The sequence below is a fragment of the Aliamphritea spongicola genome, from assembly GCF_017051665.1.
Lineage (GTDB): Bacteria > Pseudomonadota > Gammaproteobacteria > Pseudomonadales > Balneatricaceae > Amphritea > Amphritea spongicola.
The window spans coordinates 1,133,643-1,157,233 of the sequence record NZ_JAFIDL010000001.1 but is presented as its reverse complement, the minus strand read 5'-3'; the positions used below and the strand labels follow the sequence as shown (position 1 = coordinate 1,157,233).

Sequence of the window (23,591 nt, the reverse complement as noted above, 5' to 3'; positions counted from 1 at the left end):
GTGTTAGCTGTGTTCAGTGGTAATGAAAAAGCCGATCCCGGTTGCTGTTCTCAGCATATCTCCGGCATTACCTGCTTCCAGGGCCTTACGTAAATTGTGAATGTGAACACGCAGTTTATTGCTGTCGGGTAAGTCATCCCCCCAGACTTTCATGATCAGATCTGCGTGAGACACCGGATGAGGGCTGGCCCGCATGAGTACCTCAAGCAGTTTGAAACCGGTCGGGCTCAGTTTGACCGGTGCATTGTGTATGCTTGCGCTGCGGTTGTGCAGGTCCAGTTGCAGGGGGCCGGTCTGAATAACTGATACCTGACCGCTGCGTCTTTTGGACAGGGCATGCAGGCGTACAATCAACTCTTCAATTTCGAAGGGTTTGATCATGTAGTCGTCGGTACCGGCGTTAAATCCTTCAATTTTATTCGCCAGGGCATCCCGGGCGGTCAGCATCAGAATTGGCGTGTCATTGCTGTCGGAACGTATCTTTTCGCACAGGGACAGTCCGTCCATGCCTGGCATATTGATATCCAGAATCAGTACGTCATAGCGGTTTTGTGCGATCAGTGCTGCGCCTTCCACGCCATTGGCGGCGTAGTCACAGATGATGTTCTCGATTTCCAGATGGTCGATTACAGCCAGTGCCAGGTCACGATCATCTTCTGCCAGTAGTACATTCAGCATCCGGAATCCTCGGGGTAAGCGTTTGTTTCAGACACATTTGTCTGTGAGCTGAACAGCATTTTCACGTCATACTGAATCATGAGCATTGCCGGAATAATTATCAACGTAATGACGGTGGCAAATAAAATGCCGTACCCCAGAGATGCGGCTGCCGGGATAATGAATTGCGCCTGAGTCGAGGTTTCGCTCAGCAGAGGCGCAAGCCCGGCAAAGGTGGTCAGGGACGTCAGCAATACGGGCCTGATGCGGCCGGTGCAGGCTTCAATGATGGCTTCGCGGTAAGGGATATCCTGTTTGCGGTTTTCATTAAAACGGGAGACCAGCAGCAGACTGTCATTGACCACCACACCGCTCAGCGCAACGATACCGTTGAATGACAGTACACTCAGCATCATATCGTTAAACCAGTGGCCCAGAATGGCGCCCACCAGACCAAACGGAATGGCTGTCATAATGATCAGAGGCTGAAAATAGGAGCGCAGGGGAACAGCCAGCAGGATGTAGACGGCCATCATGGCGATGATAAACAGCTCTATCATCGATCCGGCGGTTTCAGCCTGTTCTTCTGCTTCGCCGGCAAAATGGATATCCAGATCCGGATAGCGTTGTAGAAGTGTTGGGACAAGGGTTTCCTGCAGCTGTTGAACAAGCTCTGTGGGCGATAAAATTGTTTTATCGACACTGGCGCTGACATAGTAAGCCTGCAGGCCACCGATACGGGTTCTTTCAGTTTGCTGATATTCTTCGGTGACTGAAGCGACGATCTGAAGAGGCACCACCGATCCGTCGGGCAGACGGACTTTTGCATTGAGAATGTCGCTGACATCACGGCGTGCAGATTCAGGATAGCGGATGCGGACTTTAATCTCGTCTTTCCCCCGCTGATACTGCTGGACCACTTCACCGCCAAAAGCCTGGAGCACCTGCCGGGAAAGGTCCGCGGTTGTAACCCCCAGTGCATAGCCCTGTTGGGTCAGGCTGAATTTCAGCTGGTTCTGGCCGCTGCTGAAATTATTATCGATCCCCTGTACGCCATTTATTTGCGACAGTGCCGTTAAAAATTCTTCACCGGCAAGCGCCAGCGTTTGGCTGTCCCAGGCCTTCAGTTCGACTTTAAATTCATTGCCGCCACCAAAGCCCGAGCGAATATCCAGCGATTTAACGCCTTCAAGGCTACCGGTCAGGGATTTCCATTCGCGGGTGAATTCATTAATTGAGTAAGTTGCCGAATCGTTCAGTTCAACGGTAACTGAACCGGAAAAGTCGCCGCTGGCAATGATCTCAACCGTGCCAATAGCAGAGGTGTTATCGGGTCCGGAAAGGTTCTGATCCGCTTTTAATGCCAGGTGTTCCAGAATTAGCAGGTTTTTCCGGGTAAGGCCAAAGCTGGCATCATTTTGCATGGTCAGACCGGCGGAGATGGTTGCCCCCGGAATATCCGGAAAGAAGCCAATGCGAACACTGCCGTTAAAGGGCATGGCAAGCACGAAAGTGAAAATGGCAATGGCGGCTAATACAGCGGCATAACGAAACTGAATAACCTGCCTGATCAACGGAGCGTATAACTTTTCAGTTACCCACATAAGCCCGGCGTCGCATCGGTGCTGAATACGTGCCCAGCAATCCTTCCAGCCGGAACCGATTTTGCGGTGTGTGTTCAGGTTTGCCAGATGTGCCGGAAGAATCAGTTTGGACTCCACCACCGAGAGCAGTAAACAGATGGTTACGATTACCGCAAACTGACTATATACCTGTCCCATACCGCCCTCGATGTTTGCCAGAGCCACAAATACCGCAACAGTGGTCAGGACACCGAAAATTGTGGGGACGGCAACGCGCTTAGTACCGGCGATGGTATTGGCCAGCGTATCGCCTTTGATTCGCCGTTCTGTATAAATGCTCTCGCCAACCACCACGGCATCGTCCACCACGATGCCCAGTGCAAGAATGAAACCAAAGGTGGTCATCTCATTAATCGACATGCCAGTGAACGGTTCCGACATGAAGAACAGGGTGCCGCAGAAAATAAATGGCAGGCCGGCAACCACCCACAGAGCCACCCGCAGATTGAGAAACAGCGCCAGAACCACAAAGACCAGAGCAATACCGGACAGGGCGTTTTTAATGAGCAGTGAGAGCCGGTCTTTGATCAGTGTGCTGCCGTCGTTCCAGGTTACCACGGAAACATTATCCGGCAGTGCCGCAGAGGTTTGCCATTTTTTAATGACTTTGTCTGCTTCTTCCACCAGTTTGATAACATCGCCGGTTTCATTGACGGTCATTTCAAGCCCGATACCGTTCATGCCGTTATAGCGGGCCAGTGTGTAGGTCTGATCGGTGAAACCATCTTCAATCCGACTGATATCGCCAAGCCTGATGACTGTTCCTGAAGGATCGGTGATGACCGGAATCTGGGCAAACTGTTCAGCATAATAAGCCTGCCGGGCTACTTTCAGGCGCACAATCTGATCTTCACTGCGCAGGCTGGTGGACAGGGCTGAGCTTGATTCCGCATTGATTGCCGTCTGAACATCTGAAAGGGTCAGGCCGTAGGACTCTAACTTGGCTTCGTCGATTTCGACAGACAACAGCTTTTCCGCTTTACCTTTGATATCCACGTTGCTGATCTGGCTTTGGGCCAGCAGGTCGATCTTGATGCGTTCGGCCAGTGTCTGCAGGGTTTGACGGTCGGTATCGCCGTAAATTTTCACTGAATAGGCGTGTTCTTTGAGTGCCTGCTTTTCGATGACCGGGTTTTCGGCGTCGGCCGGGAAGTTGTAGATGGCATCGACTTTGCTTTTGACATCCCGCAAAAGAATGTCCAGATCATAGCCGCTGACGCCTTCAATGGTGACAGTAGAGGTATTGGCGTCTGATACCGAGGTGACCCGTTTGATACCGCTAAGGCTGGCGACTGCTTCTTCGACCTTTAACGCAATGCCTTCTTCGGTCTGGCTGGCATCACCGCTGTCGTAAGTAACAGAGACAGTGACTGAATCGACGGGCCAGGGGGGAAAAGCTTCCTTGCGTAAGTTGTCGATCGATAACAGGCCTAACAGAATGATGCTGATCAGCAGCAGGTTTGAGGCGACACTGTTACCGGCGAACCAGGCGATGATGCCTGTTCTGGATAGCTGATTCATTGGTTTCTCCCGGAAGGGGCGTCAGTGTGAGCTAAAGCACCGGGTTCGCCGGAGGGCATTTGGGCTTCAACCCTCATACCCGGTAAATAGCTGGCCAGTGGCAATGTGACGATACGTGGCGTGGTAGTGGCATCAGCCGGAACCAGGTAGACCTTGTCAGCCATGCGTAAACGAATATTTGCGGGTGTTTTAGCCAGGGTGTTGGTGTCATTAACGAACCAGACCTCATTGTTCTGGGTCACGCTTGATGCCGGCAGTTGCCACACATTTTCCATTGCTAAACCGGGAACCGATGCTTCAATGAATGTGCCTGGATAGAGAGGCGGGTTTTGATCCAGCGGGTTATCCAGCCGGATGATCAGCGAGCGCTGCCGGGTACTGCTTTCAATATGCTGGTTTATCCGGTCCACATACCCTGACCACTGCTGGTCCGATTCAGTATCAGACAATGAGACTTGCCAGGACTTTTTCTCCTCAGGCAGTGGTGGCAGGAGGCGCCAGTCTTTGGTTGCGACAGGCAGTGTCAGTTCTGCCTGGTCTGTACCGTACAGGAGTGCCAGCTCCGTGCCTGACTGAATAAAACTGCCAAGTTCAGCTGTGCGGGATATGACCAGTGCATTAAATGGTACCCGGATAACGGTTTTGTTCAGGTCGGCGCTGGCTTTTTCAAGCGTGCGTCTGGCATGTTCAACGGCCGCCCGTGCGGCTTTGACCTGAGGTTCATAGAGAGCGAGTTTTGAGTCCGGTGATCCGCTCAGCCCTGAGCGTTGCCACTCTGCTTTTGCTTGAGTTCTGTTCAGTTGTTGCTGTAACAGTGTCACTTGCGCCGCGGCCAGTGAGGATTCCGCATTGGCAACGGCTTCACGGTATTCAGTGTCATCAATTTTCAGCAGGATATCGCCGGCTTGCAGTCGCTCTCCGCTTTTGAACTTGGGAGACAATTCCGTCACTCTGCCACTCACTTGAGTAGCCAGATTCAGTTTCTGAACCGGCGTGATTTCCCCGTAGCCCTGAATAATGGCAGGAAAGTTACCGGTTGCTGGCTGAATGGTGGTGACCTGCGGATAGGTTTTGGTATCTGCCGGTGGCGGCGCGAAGCTGTTACCGCTAGAGCTGGTACCTGTGGCATAAGCAGCCAGGACACATACTGCGGCAATGCCGGTGACTACCAGTTGTTTCTTAAGTGTTTTTTTCATGATTCCACTCCCAGTCCTAATGCCAGTCCCAGAGTTATACGGTTGGTTAAGCGTGCGTAAGTCAGCTTGGCTTTTTGCACCTGCAGATCGAAGGTTTGTGTCTGAACTGTTAACAGATCGAGAAATGACACCAGGCCCTGGCGATACTTTGTCTGATAAGTCTCAAAGCTGCGCTCGGCGTTTGTCAGTGCGTCACTGATATGTGCCTGTCGGGCGGTCAGTGCATGTTCCTGCCCCATGGCGTCTTCAACTTCTTTCACCGCAGTCAACAGCTTTTCCTGATAAGCCCAGTAGACTTGCTCGGCGGTCAGGTCAGCCTGACGGGCCTGCGCGCGCAGTTTGCGGCCCTGAAACAGGGGGGCAGTGATCCGGTTCAGTAATCCCCATGCGGGGCTGGTGAATAGTGCATTCCGAAAGCTTGCATCACTCTGGGAGAGGGACAGGTTCAGTGACAGGCTTGGCAGTAACGCTTTATAAGCAATGGCGCTGTTCAGATCCGCGATCCGGATATTCAGGTATGCCTGCTGCAGATCAGGCCGCCGGCCGAGATCCTGAGCGGGCATTGAGGCCAGTGGTATCTCAACCCGGGGGAAATTGATGCGGTTTGTTTTTCGGTAACTGGTGTCGCCCAGCAGGACTGCCATTGAGCGTTGCAATGCTTCATAGTTTTCTGTGTAGGCTGCCAGTGTTGCTCTTGATGAGGCGCTCTGGCTGCGTGCAGAATCCAGATCAGTCAGTTCGTCCAGACCTTTGCGGTAGCGCTCCACAATGGTTTGCTCGTTTTGTTCCAGTACGCTGAGCCGGTTCTGTTCTATTTCAGTAAGCCGGGTTTGCCGGATCAGCTGAAGCCAGGTATCCGCGATGGTGGCGGCAAGCAGATCGCGTGCATACCGGTCCGCGGCGATGCTGTTGGCCAGGCTGGCTTCACTGACATTCACACCGTCCTGCAGTTTCTGCAGCCAGTCCAGTGTCCAGCTGACATCCAGACTGCCTTGATAAACCGTATCGCTGCCTTCGCTGTTGTTTTGCGAAACGCTGAGGCTGGCCTGCGGCAGCCGGTCACCTCTGACATCCGTGACATTTTCACGGGCTATTTTGATGGCCAGCGCGGTTTGCTGCAGCCCCGGGTTGTTCCTTAGTCCCTGTCGAATAAGTGTCTGTAAAGCTTCTGAATGAATCAGGTCTGTCAGATAGGCTTTTCGGGAGGCGGAGGGTATCTGTTGTTGCCATTCGCTGATGCTGTTCAGCGATTCTGAGGACTGTTCAGCAAACCGTGTGCCGTCCAAAGCTGTGCATCCTGAAAGCATCAGAATGATGCTCAAAGCCGGAAGTTTGAATATGGGTCGTAGCATGATTTAAGCCGCTGCAGTTAGTGCGTCGTGATAACTGAGAGCCAAGGGTATGCAGGCGGGCATTAAAAAAGTGTTAAGAAATTAATGGTGTTGTTAATGCTGGCGGTTGTTTTGATTGCTTATTTCAGTGAAGAAGCAGAGGGGGCAGCTTTCTGGAGAGGTGCGTAGCGGATTTGTTCGCAGAATGATTTTTCGGAGAGAGAAAGAATCAGATCTGTATCGTTTCAATCAATAAGATCTGATCCTTTCGTGTTGTGACTAAAGCAACTTCAGTGCTTACAGCCCAAGTTTATCCGCGACGTAGTCGGCGTCTTTATCGCCCCGGCCGGACAGGTTCACCAGGATGGTCTGGTTCTGATCCAGTTGTGGTGCCATGCGCATGGCCCAGGCGACCGCGTGGGCGCTTTCCAGTGCAGGGATAATGCCTTCAACACGGGAGAGGGTCATGAAGGCGTTCAGGCATTCCTCGTCGGTGACGGATTCGTACTGTACCCGTTCGATATCTTTCAGGTAGCAGTGCTGCGGCCCAACGCCCGGATAGTCCAGGCCGGATGCAATGGAGTGAACCGGCAGTGGCTGGCCCTTATCATCCTGCAGGACATAGCACTTGAAACCATGAATCTCGCCCGGTGAACCCAGGGTCAGGGTGGCTGAGTGATCCGGCGTGCTGAGGCCTTTACCGGCCGGTTCTACACCGACGATGCGAACATCGTCGTCTTCCAGAAATGCCGTAAACAGCCCCATAGCATTAGAACCACCGCCGACACAGGCGGTGATGTAATCCGGGTGCTTGTTAAATTTATCCTGAAACTGCTGGCGGGCTTCCCGGCCAATAATACTCTGGAAGTCACGGACCATTTTCGGGAACGGGTGCGGGCCAACCACGGAGCCAATGGCATAGATAGAGTTCACCGGGTCTTTCAGGTATTCCTCAAAGGCACTGTCGACTGCATCTTTTAAGGTGGCGGTTCCGCGGGTAACCGGAATCAGGTTGCAGCCAAGGATTTTCATCTTGGTAACGTTGGGGTGTTCTTTTTCAATGTCTACCTGACCCATGTGAATCTCACAGGGGATACCCACCAGGGCACAGGCGGTTGCCAGGGCAACACCGTGCTGGCCGGCACCGGTTTCAGCAATGACCTTGGTTTTACCCATATATTTTGCCAGCAGAGCTTCGCCCAGGCAGTGGTTGATCTTGTGGGCACCGGTGTGGTTCAGGTCTTCCCTTTTCAGGAAAATTTGCGCACCGCCGAGCTGATCGCTTAACCGTTTGGCGTGATAAACCGGACTTGGGCGGCCTACGTAATCCTGAAACAGCTGCATCAGTTCATTTTGAAATGCCTCGGTATGACGGATCTCTTCATAGGCCTGATTGATCTCATCCATAATGGCTTTCAGTTCCGGGGGAATAATCTGTCCGCCGTATTCTCCAAAGTAGCCTTCGGCATCGGGCATTGGCGCAAAATTGAACTGACTCATGGTACCTCTCCTGGTTCTTGCAGGGGCAGGCAGCGGTTGCCGTTAAAAGGCTGTTGCTGCTGCTTTGTTATATGCATAGCAAAAGATGAACTATAGGGATTAAGCGTGGTGGAGACTGTTCGCCATTAGTCTAATAGGCAGGGTAAAGAAAACAGACGGAAGTCGAAGGCTGGAAGGTGAAAGAAATTGGCAAAAGGGGTAGGGTTACGATTAACCGAAATCCAGTTCGATCTGTTGTTCTTTGGCCACGGTTTTCTTAAAGCCGAGCTGCTTTTTCTCACGGCCGATTTCCCGTAAGCGGTGCCGGGCTTCGTGATAACAGTGATATACCGTGTGATTGAAGGCATTATCCTGGCTCAAAGAGTTGCCCCAGGACTCGCTGAGCACCCAGTCGCCTACCAGGTCCTGATAGAGACGGACGATAAAAAAGTCCTGTTGTTTGCGCCAGCGAATGATCAAGAGTTGTTCCTAAATAAAATGACTGCATATTTTACTGCAATCTTGGGTGGCCGGGAATTATAATCATGCTTGAGACGCTTAACCAGCCGTAATTTCAGTATCTGGAGCCCTATTTGAATAACCTGCCGTTACATATTGTTGCTGATGAAAATATTCCCGCTGTGGAAACCCTGTTTGGTGGTTTTGGCAGCATCCGCCGGTTACCGGGACGCCACCTGAAAGGTGAAGATGTTGCTGAGGCTGATGTGCTGCTGGTGCGGTCAATTTCCCGGGTAAATGAAGCACTGTTGGCGGGCAGCCAGGTAAAGTTTGTCGGGACGGCAACGATTGGCACCGATCATATTGATCAGAACTATTTACAGCAGCAGGGCATCAGTTTTTCCAGTGCTCCGGGCTGTAATGCTGATGCTGTGGTGGAGTATGTTATCAGCTCCCTGTATATGCTGGCGGCAGAGCAGGGGTTTGAATTACTGGACAAAACTGTGGGCATTATCGGTGTCGGCAACGTTGGTGGCCGGCTGCAGCAGCGTCTGCAGGGGATGGGCATCGATGTGCTGATCAATGATCCGCCGCGGGCAGCCCGCGAAGGATCTGAAAGCTTTACTGCTTTAGATGCTCTGCTGGCCGAAGCCGATATTATCTGTTGTCATACGCCGCTGACCACATCGGGCGAACATCCGAGCAAACATTTACTCAATAAAGATAATCTGAATCGCCTTAAGCCCGGTGCCGTGTTGCTGAATGCTGGCCGTGGCCCGGTGATCAACAATGAGGATTTGCTGAACTGGCACCGTCATCGTGATGATGTCACCCTGATTCTGGATGTCTGGGAGCATGAGCCGGCGGTTGATGCAGAACTTGCCGCAAGGGCGCGAATCGGTACGCCGCATATTGCCGGCTACAGTCTGGAGGGCAAGGTTCGCGGCACGTTCATGCTGTATGAGGCATTTTGCCAGGCACAGGGAATTACGCCTCAACTGACGCTGGATGATTGTTTACCCCGGGCGGAGCTGACGGATCTCACACTGGAAGATACCGCTGATGTTCGCGAAGCCATTGATGCTGTGTATCATCCGGCGGCGGATGATCAGCGCTTCCGGGATTCACTGGCAGATGCCGCGCAACAGCCAGTGAATTTTGACCGGTTGCGTAAGGAGTATCCGGTACGGCGTGAGTTTGCCTCACTGACACTGCATGGGATAACGGCTGACAGCAGCAAGGGCAAACTGCTTCAGGCCCTTGGATTTAAACTCGCGGAGCAGTCTTAACCATGGCGAAGACACTGGCAGATTTTAAACTGCAGATCGGTGAGCCGGTCCGGGTTGAGATCAAAGCCCCGAAAGGCCACTACATGACCTCGCTGGTGGGTGTGGTAGAGAACAGCGGCGTTTTCATTCAGGCACCGAAAAATGCCTACGGGGAAACGGTACTGATCACCGAAGGGAACATCATTACGTTGCGTTTACTGAGCAATAACCGGATCATTACCTTCGCCAGTAAACTGCTGAAACAGTATGATCTGCCGGTGTCTTACTGGCTGCTGGAATATCCCGGGCGTATCGAATCCAAGCAGATTCGCAGTAACAGCCGGGTGCCGGTGAACCTGATGGTCTCGGTGGATGATTTTGATGATATGAGCCACCGGGATGATTTGCCCTGTTCCGCACTTGGGGTGGATATCAGCCTGAGCGGCTGCTGTGTGCAGTATGGCCAGACCCTGGGGGATATCGGTGACCGTTTCTATCTGACAACCCGGGTGAAGGTTGCGGACATTGAACATGTGATCCTGACACCGGTGGAATTACGTAATCTACACCGGGGCAGTGAAGCAGGCAGTGTGGTGATTAATCATGGATTTAAATTTATTGATCTGGACGAAGATTCCCGACTGATTCTGATTGCCTTTACCTACCAGCAGTTTCTGGTGGAAACCGGCAATCTGGAACCGAACGGTCAGGAATTATAATCGGCCAGAAATTGTAATCAGAAACCGTCTGGTGCGGCGGCGACTGATGAAGCGTGACAAGTGAAAGTGATAAGTACGGTGCTTGAGGGGGCATCACAGCAAACAGGATTAAAGATGTTTCGATTAGGTTTGATTGTAAATCCCGTCGCAGGGTTGGGTGGCAGTGTGGCACTTAAAGGCAGTGATGGTGAAGACACCGCCGCTAAAGCACTGGCGCTGGGCGCTGAGCCCAAGGCTAATCTGCGTACCCGTCAGGCACTGGAACCTCTTCAGGGGCTGGAGATGGAAGTACTGACGTTTCCCGCAGAGATGGGCGCAGATACCGCGACTGAAATGGGGTTTAACCCTAAGGTGATCGGTGAAATTGAATCCGGTCATACCACCGCGGAAGATACCGAGCGGGCCGCTGTGGCGATGGTCGCAGAAGGGGTGGATCTGATTCTGTTTGCCGGCGGCGACGGCACCGCGCGGAATATCTGTCACGCCATTGAAAATGCAGTGCCGGTACTGGGCGTACCTGCCGGGGTTAAAATCCATTCCGGCGTGTATGCGGTGACCCCTAAGGCCGCCGGTGAAGTGGTGGCCATGCTGGTGCGTGGCGAAATAGTGACGCTGGATGAGCAGGAAGTCCGGGATATCGACGAAGCCGCTTTTCGGGAAGGCCGTGTACGGGCTAAGTATTACGGTGAGCTGCTGGTGCCGCAGGAAGCCCGTTATGTGCAGAATGTGAAAAGCAGCGGCGGCAAAGAGATTGAAGAGCTGGTGCTGGATGACATTGCAGCGGACTTTGTGGAAACCATGGAAGATGATGTGCTGTACATTATGGGGTCCGGTTCGACAGTACAGGCGCTGATGAATGAACTGGGTCTGGAAAATACCCTGCTGGGGGTCGATCTGATCGAAAATGGTCAGCTGATCGGCCAGGACCTGACCGCCCAGCAACTGCTGGATATGACCGAAGGGCGGGAAACCCGGCTGGTGATTACGGTTATTGGTGGCCAGGGGCACATTATTGGTCGTGGCAACCAGCAGCTTAGTCCTGAGTTACTGAAGCGTCTGGGGCGTGACAACATCATTGTGGTGGCGACTAAAACCAAGATTCAGTCACTGGATGGCCGTCCGCTGATCGTCGACAGTGGCGATGCAGCCCTTAACCATCAGCTGTCAGGTCTGATCCGGATTGTCACCGGTTACCGGGATGCGATTCTCTACCGGGTTGCGGATCTGTAATTCGGGTACTGATTGATAAGCCGGTGTTATTTCACCGGCTTATTGCTATAAGTTTTGTTACATCCCTGCAGTAATTCTGACATTCCCCTGTCACATTTCTTCCTTATTCTCCTCAGCAATCGAAACGTATTTGTGCTCAGGAGAGAATACTTATGTCCATGAAAACGCTTGCCAAAGCAGTGATGGTTGCCGGTACAGCACTGGCTCTGACGGCCTGTCAGACACAGCAGGATAAGCCGGTAGCAGAAGCCGCACCACAACTGAATAATCAGGACCTTTACGAAGTGGCTCATGAAGGCCGTCATTATGTATTTGACGACTTTGCTACCTACCAGGAATTCCTGACAGTGGGCGAAACCTCATACCGTAAGGTGTTCATCGGTGGCGGTCCTAACGGTGAGAGCCTGGTGTTTGGCCTGCGCGGTGAAGATAAGAAAAAGCTCACCGGTCTGGCCGGCGTGGAAATGTATAACGGCAACATGCCTGCAGCAGAAGACTTTTACGGTGAAATGCGCGGTGAAGACGGTCGCCTGTATGTATTTGACCGCCTGGAAGACATGGAAGCCGTTCGTCAGACCGGTGAAGCCGCTTACCGCCTGACGCAGATCGGTACCGGTCCGCAGGGTCAGTCTGTTGTATTCGTGCTGAATAAAGACAACAAAAAACAATATCCTGAAGCGCTGGTTAAACGCTTTAAGGCAATGAATTCACTGTAATCCCTGCCCGGATTCAGAATATAGTCAAAACCCGCCATCCGGCGGGTTTTTGCGTCAGGCTGATTTAAATTCACGTAAGATTATCGTTTGTGTTGTTATTCCACCTGTTACTTTCAGGAGAATGACAGGGGGGATGCCAGTCCTGAGGCAATCCTTGATACTCGTCACAAAGTGCTCAATAAATATTATGCTGCACCTGCGAAAAGGAAGTTTCACAGGTAGAATACCGGCTATTCTGTCAGTTAATTCATTGCAGGGCTGTCGCTGTGAGTACCCGATATCTGAAGCGTTTATTTAATCCCCGGTCTATTGTCATTATTGGCGCGTCTGAGCGCCTGAATAATATGGGCGGCGTGGTGCTGCAGAACCTGCAGGAAGGCGGTTACAAAGGCCAACTGGCGGTGGTGCATCCGGATGGCCACGGTGAGGTGTTTGGCGTGCCGGCGTTCACTGAGGTGAGCGCTTTGGACTGGGTGGTTGATCTGGCCATTATCTGTTCGCCGCCGGCTACGGTACCGGGCATGGTCGAAGTGCTGGGGCAGCAGGGGGTTAAGGCGGCGATGATTCTCACCGGCGGTCTGTCACGGGACGTGGGGGCCGACGGTAAGAGCCAGCGGGATGCCATCCGTGAAGCGGCGGAGCCTTATGGTATACGGATTCTCGGCCCTGACTGTATGGGGATGCTGGCACCTTGGCAGAGCATTAATGCCAGCTATTCACACCTGAATATTCAGAAGGGCAAGGTTAGCTATATTGGCCAGTCCGGCTTGCTTGGCACGGCCATGATCGACTGGGCCAATGGCCAGGGGATTGGTTTTTCACACTTTCTGACCCTGGGGGATGGGGTGGATGTGGATCTTGCTTCCATTATTGATTATCTGGCGCAGGACCCGCACACCCAGGCGATTCTGCTGCAGATGGATCACCTGATCGGCAGCTCCCGGGACTTTATCAGCGCATTACGGGCCGCATCCCGGAACAAATTGGTGCTGGTGCTGAAATCGAATATGGTGTTCGCTGAAGACCGGTTGCAGGCACCGGCGCCGGGTATCGCCCATGAAGATCTGGTGTATAACGCGGCCCTTAGCCGGGCCGGTGCGGTACGGGTTGATACCAGTGATCAGCTGTTTAATGCGCTGGAAACCCTGTCACGTATGAAAACCATGCGGGGTGAGCGGCTGGCTATCGTCTGTAACGGCATGGGGCCCAGTGCGCTGGCGGTGGACCGGTTACGTAAGCGGGGCGGCCGGCTGGCGGATTTAACTCCGGCAACGGTCACTGCTCTGCAGGAAGTTTTACCGGGCAGCTGGAGCGGCCGTAACCCTATTGATCTGAGTGCGGAAGCGACCCCGGAGTGTTTTGCCCGGGCGGTGCAGTTACTGACTAAAGATGATCAGGTGGATGTGGTGCTGGTGGTGCATGCCCCAACCCGTCTGGCCTCGGGGGCGGATACCGCTGAAGCGGTCATTGCAGTGGCAAAGAAAACCGTCCGTAATGTTCTCACCTGCTGGATGGGCCGCAGCACCGCGATTGATTGTCGGAATCTGTTTAACGATGCCGGAATGACAACCTTTATCACCCCGGAAGAGGCGGTGGATGCGTTTATGTATATGGTGGATTTTCACCGTAACCAGAGCGCCATGAAACAGACCCCTCTGCCTTATATTACCCAGAACCGGGAGAATCACATCCGGGCGAAGCATTTGCTGGAGGTTGCCTCTGCCAAGGGGCGCAGTTTCCTGCGCCACAGTGAGGCTTGTGAGCTGCTGGATCAGTACAACATTCCGGTGGTTAAATCCTGGTATGCCGATGATATTGAAGAGGCGGTTCAGGCTTCCCAGCAGTTTGACCGTCCGGCGGCTATCAAAGTACTCCACGATCAGAATGCCCAACCCTATTGTTATGACGAAAAAAGTCAGCAGCGATGGCAGGATCTGGCGCTGGATCTGGAGAATGAACAGGAGGTCCGTCAGGCGGCGGTCCGGCTGGCATACCGGGCCCGGGAACGTTGTCCTGAGACCGGTGCGCTGGGATTCTGTGTTCAGCCGATGCAGCGGGGCAAGCAGTCTATTCTGATCAATCTGGGCATCAGCCGGGACCCGGTATTCGGGCCGGTGATTATATTTGGTGTCGGTGGCTATACGGTGGATGTGATTGCTGATCGGCGGGTGATGTTGCCGCCGCTGAATCTGAGTCTGGCCCGGCAGCTGATATGTCAGAGTCGGGCATGGCAGGTGCTGCAGGAAAACAGCCATCGCCCGCACAGCGACCTGGAACAGTTGTGCGAAGTGTTGCTGAGTCTGTCGCAAATGGCGGTTGAGCTGCCCCATTTGCAGGCGGTGGAAATTAACCCGCTGATGATCAATAAACAGGGCGTTTTGGCGGTGGATGTATCGGTCTCTCTCGGTGAACCGGCACCGCTGGCAATCTCACCTTATCCTAAACATTTGCGGGAAGAGGTCAGTCTGAAGGGCGGAAGAACCGTTGAGATCCGGCCGATTCGCGGCGAAGACGAACCTAATCATCTGATGTTTTATAACAGCCTCAGTGCGGAATCGATCCGGCTCAGGTATTTCTATAACCGCGGCGTACCGGATCATCTGGAGCTGGCGAACTGGACACAGATTGATTACGACCGGGAGATGGCCTTCATTGCCACCGCCTGGAAAGCGGACGGCAGCGGCTGGGAAACTCTGGGTGTCGTTCGTGCAGTGACCGATGCGGATAATGTCCGGGCGGAGTTTTCGGTGGTTATCCGTGATGAGCTGCAGGGGGAAGGACTGGGCCGTATTCTGATGCAAAAGGTCATCGACTACTGCCGCAGCCGGGGCACACTGTTGCTGATGGGTTCGACTCTGGTATCTAACAAAGGTATGCAGGGGCTGGCCCGTCATCTGGGCTTTAATAACCGTTACAACATGGATGAAGATGCAATTGAAATGGAGATGTTGCTCAATGAGCCGGAACAGGACTGGCAGAAACAGCGCCTGAAGCACTGACAGGCAGGGTAATCATGGGCACTGAAGGGGCACTCTTCAATGCCTGATCACTTATAGCGTTGGGCAGAACACTTCGTGCAGGGTGTGAATAATGCGGGTGGCATTATTGCCTGACAGCGAATAGTAGATGGTCTGCGATTCACGGCGGGTGCTGACTAATTCATCCTTGCGCAGTACTGCCAGATGTTGCGATAAAGCCGACTGACTTAGGTCCAGATAGTCGTTTAACTGAGTAACCGACAGTTCTTTGCCATCCAGATGGCAGAGAATCAGTAAGCGGCTTTCATTACTCAGGGCTTTCATTATTTTTGCGGCCTGGGCCGCATTGTCTTTCATCATTACCAGGGTCTCTGGCGTCATAGGATGATCCGCAATGGTATTCAAGGGGAAGTCTCCGGTAATTTTTATTATTGTGCGGGGCTGACCAAGGATCACTCGGCAATCCAACACAGGGATTCTAGTGGAACTGGAATTAAATCTCAATTTGCTAATACACTAGAAACGACGCTGGCTGGCGAGCAGATACTGCAGTTTGTCGCTGAAAAAAATCCCGGGGAGTATTTGCGTCCGGCACTGATCGTAATTTTTTTGATCATATACCTAAGTAGGATGCCGGACATTGATCTGAATCGGGTTATGTTGCGGCGCTTTCAGAGGTGTCTGGTCCGGTCAGGTTTTCAAAGAAAACATCGAGTTTTTCCTGCACCAGATCGTAGGTTGTATCGATATTGGCAGCAATGTCCCCTTCAAGCACTTTCAGGCCGTCGAGAATTTCACGGGCTTCATCAAAGCCCTGTTTAATCCCACCGCGGATGATCTCGCTGAATTTGCTGGCTGCTTCCGCTTCACTGAGTTCCGGATTCTGTTGCCGATAAGCGCCGAAGAAGGCCGTGGTCTGGCTTGCAATACGCTCTGCCGTGGCTTCCGGGCTGACATCCAGGCCGGAGTCATAGGCTTTGTTGATAGCATTTTCACCCAGATCAGTTTCCAGCACTTCATTGAGCTTATCGATTGCGCTGCGGTACACCAGCGCCAGGGAGTCGTTACCGGAGCTGATGCTGACATTCAGTGATGCCTGCAGAATTGACTGGTTCAGCTCAGTGCGGCTGGACTGAGCGGTGCTGACCTGTTCGGCCTGCGGTTTTTGCTGAGCAGATACTTCGTTGCTGCGGGGAGTGGTTCCCTGAGTATTAATCTCCATAGTACCGGTCTCTGAATGGGTTTAACGATCCCTTTACTATCGGCCACTGAGGGAAAATATCGAGTGAAATTATTTCAACCGGGTCGGTTGCAGAGTTGCCTGACCCGGCGAAACGGCTATGAGAAAGTGTGACTATTCGTTAGTGATGCCGGTTTGCCGCCCGATAGTGCGGTTACGGCCCATCTGTTTAGCCTTATAGAGGGCTTCATCAGCGGCTTTCAGTACCGCGCTGCTATCAGCCAGATCATCGGTATTCTGGCATAAGCCAAGACTTATACAGACCTGAACATAATCGGATTCAGGTTTGCCTTTGCGGCGCTGATTTTTACCTTCGTCGGCATCTTCAGGGCGGTTGTCGCCGCGAATATACATCGGATATCCGGCTACCGCTTCCCGGACCCGTTCTGCGGTATGCCAGGCGGCAGCTTCATCTTTGCCTTTAAAGAGGATGGTGAATTCTTCACCGCCGTAGCGGAATACCTGTGCGCCTTTGGCAGCCTGACGCATCTGGCTGGCCACCATTCTCAGTACCTGGTCGCCGACATCGTGGCCGTAGGTATCATTGAATTTTTTGAAATGGTCCACATCCACCATCGCCAGCGTGTAATGCTTGCCGACGCTGGCAAGCTGGTTTTCCAGTGCCCGCCGCCCGGGCAGGCCGGTTAGCTCGTCGATAAACGCCATGCTGTAGGAGTTAAACAGGGTGGTGAATAACAGCAGGATGAGGGCCGAGCAGGCGAACAGGGCGGATACCAGCGGCTGTGCAAAGAACGCCAGCATAACTGCCGCGGCCAGAGTCATCATCAGCATGGCGGCGTCTACCAGACTCTGGCGCCGCATTAACAGATAACCGTTAAGTAGCAGGGTTGCTGCGAATACTGCCAGGCTAACCTGATTTAGCAATAGCGGGTCATAGGCCAGTTCTACCATGGATGACGGCAGGGTGCTTATCCAGCCGGCGAAGCTCTGGGTATATTTCAGGCCACATAACAGCAGATAGCTGAAAATGATAATGGCCGCACGGGGGATCGCCCAGCGGGGGCTGAAGCCCCGTTCGGGATATAGGCTGAGCAGCGCCTGCTGGGCCGGAAACAACAGACACAACAAACTGAAAAAGACAAAGTTAGCCGGCAAGTTAAGCGACGTTTGCAACTCAGCCTGAATGGCTGCATAAAAACAAAGGGCGTTAAGAGACCCCAGAAACAGACGTCCCTGGTTAAAACTCATGGCGAGGATCAGACTGATCACACCAAGAACGTAAGGGAGTAGGGTAACAATATCTTTATAGTGCAGGGGCAGCGCCGCTGCCTGCTGCTGTAACAGGATACCGGCAATCAGGGTAATAATGCCGGGGACCAGTAAACGCAGCGACTTAGTGAAGGCATGAGCAAGCAAAGAAGTGGCCTTAAAATAACAGACAAATTAAGGCGTTAGGTTATCACAGGCTGCCCCGGGAGGAAGTCTGCGGTTAACCGGTTTGGGGAATTTCTTTACCCGGTTCAGTTCGTTTCCGGGTGCTCGTTATGGTATTGCTCAATCAGGATAACAATGATGCCCAGCAGGAAGGTTTCCAGCTCATCAACGCTTTTATTGAAGTAGCTGAGAAACTTTTCTGTCTGATGATCCTGCAGAAGTTTATTCATCAGTGAGTACTGAATTTCCGGTTTGCTGTTATCGGTACGGGGGGTTATTTGCCAGTTAATAAAGTCACTGTGCAAATCGGCCATCTGTTCCTGAGCAAACTGGCAAAAGGGCTCGATGTGAGAGCGGCCCCGGGGGCCCAGGCAACCTGACTCAACGTTATAAATGATGGTCAACTTCTTGGCTGCGGGTAATGGTAAGCGTACTGTCATAGATCTGTTTAACCTGATTCACGTCCCGTGTGAGCATAGTAATTGTTTTTCTTATTCAGTGAACGGGTATCGTGAAATTTTCAGAGGCTCCGTTACTGAGGGGCGTATGGTTTCACTACATTAAACAAGCGTATAAATCGTTTGTAAATCAACAGACTGATTAATTCTACCCAAAGTTGTATAAGGAGGAGTCCTTTGTACTCAGTTTGACATTGGAGCACAGTGTTGATGTGAATCATTTTCATGTTAATTCATCTTGATAGTCATTATCATTTACATTAATATCCCTGCAGCTACTGTTAATGAGAATGAGTTCAATGTACGTCTGCATTTGCCACGGTGTTACCGATAAAAAAATTGAAGCCAGTATTGAAGCTGGTGCGACTACGATGAAACAGCTTTCTACTGAGCTGGGTGTAGCCAGCCAGTGTGGAAAATGCGCACGCGTCACTAAGAAAATCCTTAACGATAAGCTGTATGAGCTGGCGGAAAACGCTGTAAAGGTTGCCTGAACAGGCCGTGCCTTCTGTCTCTCTGGCCTGAGCGCATCTGCACGGGCCTGATACTTCCTGTTTTATTTTCTATCCTGTTTTAGTTTCTATCCTGTTTCAGCTTACATCCTGTTTGACCCCGACACTCCTCTGTTTATAAGATGCTTTTAAACTACCTGTTTAAGAGTGCCTCCTATGAAACGCTCACTGGCCCTGACGCCACTCAGTAAAGAACATCATACTGCCCTGGTGAATGCCAAACGCATCCTGGATGCTGCGCAGCAGTCGCCCAGGCTTTAGCTGATCAGTGGCAGGTCATGCAAAATACTTTTATTGCTGACTTACTGGAGCATTTCGGAGAAGAAGAAAAGCTGTTTGCGCATCTGCTACAGGGTGATTTGAAGCTGCAGTTTGAAGAAGAGCATCGGGAGTTGCGGCGCCTGGCAGAGGCGGATACTGATGCGGAGCGGGAGGCGTTTGCCCGGTTACTCAGGGCGCATGTGCGTTTTGAGGAAAGAGAGATGTTTAACTGGTTGGAACAACACCACAGTGGCGCACTGGCCACTGCGGTGGGGATTACGTCTTAATACCGGAGTCGGTATCAGTCATCATCCATCTGGGTTTGCAGGTAGTTTTCCATGCCGGCATTGGCAATCAGATACTGCTGGGTTTCCAGCCAGTCGATCTGTTCTTCCTGATCTTCCAGAATGCTTTCCAGCAGGCTGCGGCTGATGTAGTCATTCTTTTCTTCACATTTGGCAATGGTCTCTTTAAGCGGCTTTAACGCTTCCAGCTCAAAGTCCATGTTTGCCTGAATGATTTCGCCGGTGTCTTCACCGATCCGTAACCGGCCCAGATCCTGCAGGTTTGGCAAACCTTCCAGAAACAGGACCCGTTCGATGATTTTGTCGGCATTCTTCATTTTCTGAATAGAAACTTTGTAATCAGCTTCATTCAGGCCACCCAGCCCCCAGTTCTTGAACATGCGTGCGTGCAGGAAGTACTGGTTAATGGCGACCAGTTCGTTGGCAAGTACAGCGTTCAGGCCTGCGATAATTTGGCTATCACCCTTCATAATATTTTCCTTCTCAGAGAATCAGCGTCTGATATCTCTTTTGATACGTGTGGCTGTTCTGTTGAGTTATGCGCCTGCACCGCCACCCATCTGTGACTGGGTGTAGTTGGCGATACCGATCCGTTCGATCAGACCCAGTTGCTGTTCCAGCCAGTAAACATGGTCTTCCTCGGTGTCGAACAGCAGTTTTTCCAGCACTTCGCGGCTCTGGTAATCCTGTTCAGCTTCGCAGGTGGCGATAACGTCGCGGACGGCTGCAACCACTTCCATTTCCAGCTTGAGATCATTTTCCATCATCGACTTAACGTCATGACCGATGATCAGTTCGCGTCGTTTGCTCAGATTAGGTACACCTTCCAGAAAGAGGATACGCTTAATCAGCCAGTCAGCATGCTGGGTTTCTTCTTCCATCTCGTGATTCAGTCGGGTGTAAAGCTTATCCAGGCCCCAGTCGTCATACATCCGTGAATGTACAAAGTACTGGTCAATGGCGGCGAGTTCATTCGCCAACAGCATATTGAAGGCGTCGATAACTTTTTGGCTGCCTTTCATGGGATTCTCCGTATCAGACTCTTGTCATTTATTGTGTGTTCGGACAGGTGCTTTTTTGTAATTGGTTCTACCCGCCGGACAATAGGGTGGCATAAATATAGCTGATTAATGTGACATTTGTGGGTGTGATTCAATGCTGTTTTTGCATACCATGACGGGATTATCATTTGTAAATTATTATCGCTAACCGGCGTATTGGATTCGTGTTAACTGTTTGAAAATTAATATCATTTGGCGCGACCTGAGGATGACTGATGGAACTTATTGAGTGGGTAATGCTGACACTGATTGTTGGCATAGCAGGGGTGGTCAGAGGCTGTATTGGCTTCGGATTCTCAGCGCTGGTTGTGGCGTCAGCAACGCTCTTTCTGGCGCCATCCCAGGTCGTCCCGATGATTGCTGTGCTGGAAATTGCCGCCAGTATCCAGATGGTACTCAGTACCTGGCGGGATACCGCCTGGCGTATTCTTAGTTATCTGCTGATCGGCACGCTGATTGCCACCCCGCTGGGTGTGTATGCGCTGGTGGTGATGCCAGCGGACAACATCCGTCTGCTGCTTTCTGCAGTTATTCTGATTATGAGTGTGTTGCTGGCCGTTGGCTGGCAGTACCGGGGGCCTACCGGCCCGGTGCCGTTTTTCGGGCTTGGGTTGGTATCAGGTGTCTGTAATGGTGCCGCCGGGGTAGGCGGTTTGCCGGTAGCGACCTTTCTGACCGCCATGAATCTGACCATGACAGAGCTGCGGGCTACCCTGGTTATGTTCTTCCTGCTGACGGATATTATCCTGCTGAGTACCGCCTCCGGTCATGGTTTGTTGAACGAAGAACTGGTGTGGCAAAGCCTCGCCATGATGGTGCCGATGGGTATCGGTATTTTCTTCGGTTCGCGCCTGTTCAGTGTGCTGCCAGAGAAAAAACTGCGCCGTGGGGTTATCTGTCTGCTTATACTTTTATCTGCGGTGGGTATTATCCGGGCAGGGATTCAGGCGTTCGCCGGATAGTTTTTCTGTGAAAAAGCGTTGAAAAATCCCTATGCTGATTCATGCTTAAAGGGTGCTGAGTGAACAGGGGGTTAGCGGTGAATATAGAAAAGATTCTGGTTAACGTGGAAGCAGAGGCAGATCATCAGTATCTGCTGGAGAAAACTTTACGCCTTGCTGAAGCCAGCGGTGCCCGTGTAGAACTGTTTCGCTGCTGTTATAACGCGTCGTTGCGCAATAGCTATCTGTTCGATAAAGAAGGCCTGCTTCGGGCTGAACACCGCTTTATGAATCAGGCCGAGACGGAGCTGGAAGTTCTGGCTGAACAGCTGGAGGCTGAAGGTGTCGATGTTGACTTCGATGTTTGCTGGGACAGGCATCATGCTGATAGCCTGGTACGTAAGGTGCTCCGTTATCAGCCGGATATTATGGTCCATCAGATAGAGAAACATTCCCGTCTGGGGCATTTCCTGTTTGCTCAGAGTGACTGGCAGCTGATTCGCGAGTGTCCGGTGCCTTTAATGCTGGTTAAGGAACATAGTTGGTCGGATGGTGGTCATGTGGCGGCGACGGTTGATCCGTTTCATGAATGTGACTCACCGGCGGTGCTGGACAGCCATATTCTTAACTGGAGTGCGGCTATGGCACAGCAACTGGAAGGTGAGATGCGGGTGATGCACTGTTTTAACGTTTTACCCCATTCCGCTATTTTTGATGAACATGTCGTCGCTGATTTTGAAAACATGCAGGTGAAAGTACGCCGTGAGCATATCCGGGCACTGGACACATTGCTGGAGCCTTACGGGCTGAATACGGACAGCTCCAGAGTCAATTTGCTGGAAGGGCCGCCACACCGGAAGATGCTGGAATATGTTGAAGATCATCATGTGGATTTACTGGTGATGGGCGCCGTTGCCCGGGGTGTGTTTGACCGGCTGATGGTGGGCAGTACCATTGAAAGGATTCTGGATTCGATCCACTGTGACATTATGGTGGTGAAAGGGCCTGACTTTGAATGCCATGTCAGCGAATCCTGATTTGGCCTGTCGTTGAAGTGCTATAGGAAACCATCCTTCGGGATGGTTTTTTGTGTCAGTGAGTTTCCTATGGTCTTTTTTCTATGGACTTTTTTCTGATAGCCAGTGTTCTTAAGGTGCCGGGCCGCTGGAGTCCCGTATGACGAGATGGGAATCAATCAGTTGGCTGGCGACAGCAATTCCCTGTTCGATGTTATCCATCAGTGCCCTTGCTGTGGCGTCTCCCATGCGCCGGGAAGGGGTGTGTACACTAGTGAGTCCCGGGTTGCTGACGGCGGCCCAGTCCTGATCATCAAATCCTGTGACTGAAAGCTGCTGCGGTACACGGATGCCCAGCCGGGGTGCTTCCAGCAATACCCCCATGGCCAGCACGTCAGACGTACACAGCAGAGCCGTGAAATTCAGCGGTGGGGTGAGGATGTTCTTGGCCGCCTGGCAGCCGGCAGCAAAATTCAGGTCAGTTTCACTGATGCTGATATCACTGACTCCGGCGTCCTGTAAACAGTCCAGAATACCCTGCACCCTGATGCGGGTCCGGTCGATCAGGTCCCGCGGGCCGGAGAGAATATGAAACTGCCGGTGGCCATGGTCCAGCAAATGCCGGGCGATGGCTTTGCCCATGCTGTAGTTATCGTAACCGATGGTTGGCCATGGATAATCAGAATCAAATAAGCTGGTGCAGACCAGCGGAAGGTTTCGGGCGGCGATCAGTTCCAGCAGTTCTTCATCGTGTTCTGCGCCCGACAGAATCAGGCCTTCAATGCCCATTTTCAGAAGTTCTTCAACCCGGCGGCTTTCGCTGTGCCGGTCAAAGCCACAGGTAGCAACGATCAGCCCATAGCCCTGGGTTGCCAGTGTTTGCTCGATGGCGTCAATAAACCGGGCAAAGATTGAGTTGTCGATGGTGGGAATGACAATGCCAATGGTGTAGCTGCGGTTCATGGTCAGTGAGCGGGCAGCGCTGTTGGGGACATAGTTAAGCTGTTTGGCCGCGGCCATCACTTTGTCACGGGTATTGGGCCGTACAGTACTGGCCTGATTAAACACCCGCGAGACGGTGGCGACGGAGACCCCTGCGAGTTTGGCGACCTGGCGGACGCCGCTTTGTCCGGACACTGCTTTATTCATAGGCAAGGAGAATACTGGATCTGTGGTGCTTTGAGAAGAATGCGCTGCCGTGTTGC

At 52.3% G+C, this 23,591-nt stretch carries 22 protein-coding genes; 9 read left to right on the top strand and 13 right to left on the bottom strand.

What is annotated here, in order from left to right; translation table 11 throughout:
- Window positions 1-3 precede the first annotated feature (3 nt).
- The 6 genes from JYB63_RS05290 to JYB63_RS05265 form a co-directional block, all read right to left on the bottom strand.
- Window positions 4-678 carry a response regulator transcription factor gene (locus JYB63_RS05290; protein ID WP_205656740.1) on the bottom strand — a complete coding sequence of 225 codons (675 nt, stop codon included), beginning with the start codon at window positions 676-678 and terminating at the stop codon, window positions 4-6.
- Window positions 672-3,821 carry an efflux RND transporter permease subunit gene (locus JYB63_RS05285; RefSeq protein ID WP_205656739.1) on the bottom strand — a complete coding sequence of 1,050 codons (3,150 nt, stop codon included), beginning with the start codon at window positions 3,819-3,821 and terminating at the stop codon, window positions 672-674. The genes JYB63_RS05290 and JYB63_RS05285 overlap by 7 nt, the downstream gene beginning before the upstream one ends.
- Window positions 3,818-5,017 carry an efflux RND transporter periplasmic adaptor subunit gene (locus JYB63_RS05280; protein ID WP_205656738.1) on the bottom strand — a complete coding sequence of 400 codons (1,200 nt, stop codon included), beginning with the start codon at window positions 5,015-5,017 and terminating at the stop codon, window positions 3,818-3,820. The genes JYB63_RS05285 and JYB63_RS05280 overlap by 4 nt, the downstream gene beginning before the upstream one ends.
- A complete protein-coding gene (locus JYB63_RS05275; RefSeq protein WP_205656737.1) occupies window positions 5,014-6,303 on the bottom strand; it encodes a TolC family protein in 1,290 nt (429 codons plus the stop codon). The genes JYB63_RS05280 and JYB63_RS05275 overlap by 4 nt, the downstream gene beginning before the upstream one ends.
- Before the next feature lie 342 nt (window positions 6,304-6,645).
- The gene (gene trpB, locus JYB63_RS05270) at window positions 6,646-7,848 is read right to left on the bottom strand and encodes a tryptophan synthase subunit beta (protein ID WP_205656736.1); all 1,203 of its coding nucleotides are present in this window, start codon (window positions 7,846-7,848) and stop codon (window positions 6,646-6,648) included.
- A 210-nt stretch (window positions 7,849-8,058) separates the two neighbouring features.
- The gene (locus JYB63_RS05265) at window positions 8,059-8,307 is read right to left on the bottom strand and encodes a hypothetical protein (protein ID WP_205656735.1); all 249 of its coding nucleotides are present in this window, start codon (window positions 8,305-8,307) and stop codon (window positions 8,059-8,061) included.
- Between the two features lie 113 nt (window positions 8,308-8,420).
- Between JYB63_RS05265 and pdxB the strand changes: the two genes are divergently transcribed.
- The 5 genes from pdxB (at window position 8,421) to JYB63_RS05240 (ending at window position 15,218) form a co-directional block, all read left to right on the top strand.
- Window positions 8,421-9,575 carry a 4-phosphoerythronate dehydrogenase PdxB gene (gene pdxB / locus JYB63_RS05260; RefSeq protein WP_205656734.1) on the top strand — a complete coding sequence of 385 codons (1,155 nt, stop codon included), beginning with the start codon at window positions 8,421-8,423 and terminating at the stop codon, window positions 9,573-9,575.
- 2 nt (window positions 9,576-9,577) lie between these two features.
- A complete protein-coding gene (locus JYB63_RS05255; protein ID WP_205656733.1) occupies window positions 9,578-10,273 on the top strand; it encodes a flagellar brake protein in 696 nt (231 codons plus the stop codon).
- Window positions 10,274-10,387: 114 nt separating this feature from the next.
- Entirely contained in the window at window positions 10,388-11,503 is a 1,116-nt protein-coding gene (locus JYB63_RS05250; RefSeq protein WP_205656732.1) for an ATP-NAD kinase family protein, read from the top strand.
- 152 nt (window positions 11,504-11,655) lie between these two features.
- The gene (locus JYB63_RS05245) at window positions 11,656-12,219 is read left to right on the top strand and encodes a hypothetical protein (protein ID WP_243431803.1); all 564 of its coding nucleotides are present in this window, start codon (window positions 11,656-11,658) and stop codon (window positions 12,217-12,219) included.
- 266 nt (window positions 12,220-12,485) lie between these two features.
- Complete coding sequence (locus JYB63_RS05240; RefSeq protein WP_205656731.1) at window positions 12,486-15,218, top strand: GNAT family N-acetyltransferase; 2,733 nt, start codon at window positions 12,486-12,488, stop codon at window positions 15,216-15,218.
- 51 nt (window positions 15,219-15,269) lie between these two features.
- Here the strand turns inward: JYB63_RS05240 and JYB63_RS05235 are convergent, their stop codons facing one another.
- From JYB63_RS05235 to JYB63_RS05220, 4 genes are all read right to left on the bottom strand, one after another.
- Window positions 15,270-15,578 carry an ArsR/SmtB family transcription factor gene (locus JYB63_RS05235; protein WP_205656730.1) on the bottom strand — a complete coding sequence of 103 codons (309 nt, stop codon included), beginning with the start codon at window positions 15,576-15,578 and terminating at the stop codon, window positions 15,270-15,272.
- 274 nt (window positions 15,579-15,852) lie between these two features.
- Window positions 15,853-16,419 carry a DUF5610 domain-containing protein gene (locus JYB63_RS05230; RefSeq protein WP_205656729.1) on the bottom strand — a complete coding sequence of 189 codons (567 nt, stop codon included), beginning with the start codon at window positions 16,417-16,419 and terminating at the stop codon, window positions 15,853-15,855.
- A gap of 132 nt (window positions 16,420-16,551) precedes the next feature.
- Window positions 16,552-17,814, bottom strand: coding sequence for a GGDEF domain-containing protein (locus JYB63_RS05225; protein ID WP_205656728.1), 1,263 nt, complete (start codon window positions 17,812-17,814; stop codon window positions 16,552-16,554).
- A gap of 104 nt (window positions 17,815-17,918) precedes the next feature.
- Window positions 17,919-18,272 (bottom strand): hypothetical protein, encoded by a 354-nt coding sequence (locus tag JYB63_RS05220; RefSeq protein ID WP_205656727.1) that lies wholly within the window; start codon window positions 18,270-18,272, stop codon window positions 17,919-17,921.
- Between the two features lie 317 nt (window positions 18,273-18,589).
- Between JYB63_RS05220 and JYB63_RS05215 the strand changes: the two genes are divergently transcribed.
- The gene (locus JYB63_RS05215) at window positions 18,590-18,784 is read left to right on the top strand and encodes a bacterioferritin-associated ferredoxin (RefSeq protein ID WP_205656726.1); all 195 of its coding nucleotides are present in this window, start codon (window positions 18,590-18,592) and stop codon (window positions 18,782-18,784) included.
- Window positions 18,785-19,080: 296 nt separating this feature from the next.
- Window positions 19,081-19,350, top strand: coding sequence for a hypothetical protein (locus JYB63_RS05210; RefSeq protein ID WP_205656725.1), 270 nt, complete (start codon window positions 19,081-19,083; stop codon window positions 19,348-19,350).
- A gap of 14 nt (window positions 19,351-19,364) precedes the next feature.
- On the opposite strand, the gene bfr (JYB63_RS05205) is transcribed toward JYB63_RS05210, so the two are convergent.
- The gene (gene bfr / locus JYB63_RS05205) at window positions 19,365-19,838 is read right to left on the bottom strand and encodes a bacterioferritin (RefSeq protein WP_205656724.1); all 474 of its coding nucleotides are present in this window, start codon (window positions 19,836-19,838) and stop codon (window positions 19,365-19,367) included.
- A 66-nt stretch (window positions 19,839-19,904) separates the two neighbouring features.
- A complete protein-coding gene (bfr, locus tag JYB63_RS05200; RefSeq protein ID WP_205656723.1) occupies window positions 19,905-20,390 on the bottom strand; it encodes a bacterioferritin in 486 nt (161 codons plus the stop codon).
- A 254-nt stretch (window positions 20,391-20,644) separates the two neighbouring features.
- On the opposite strand from bfr (JYB63_RS05200), the gene JYB63_RS05195 reads away from it, so the two are divergent.
- Window positions 20,645-21,391, top strand: a complete 747-nt coding sequence (locus JYB63_RS05195) for a sulfite exporter TauE/SafE family protein (RefSeq protein WP_205656722.1) — start codon at window positions 20,645-20,647, stop codon at window positions 21,389-21,391.
- A gap of 77 nt (window positions 21,392-21,468) precedes the next feature.
- Entirely contained in the window at window positions 21,469-22,407 is a 939-nt protein-coding gene (locus JYB63_RS05190; RefSeq protein ID WP_205656721.1) for a universal stress protein, read from the top strand.
- Window positions 22,408-22,518: 111 nt separating this feature from the next.
- On the opposite strand, the gene JYB63_RS05185 is transcribed toward JYB63_RS05190, so the two are convergent.
- Complete coding sequence (locus JYB63_RS05185; protein ID WP_205656720.1) at window positions 22,519-23,535, bottom strand: LacI family DNA-binding transcriptional regulator; 1,017 nt, start codon at window positions 23,533-23,535, stop codon at window positions 22,519-22,521.
- Window positions 23,536-23,591 lie beyond the last annotated feature (56 nt).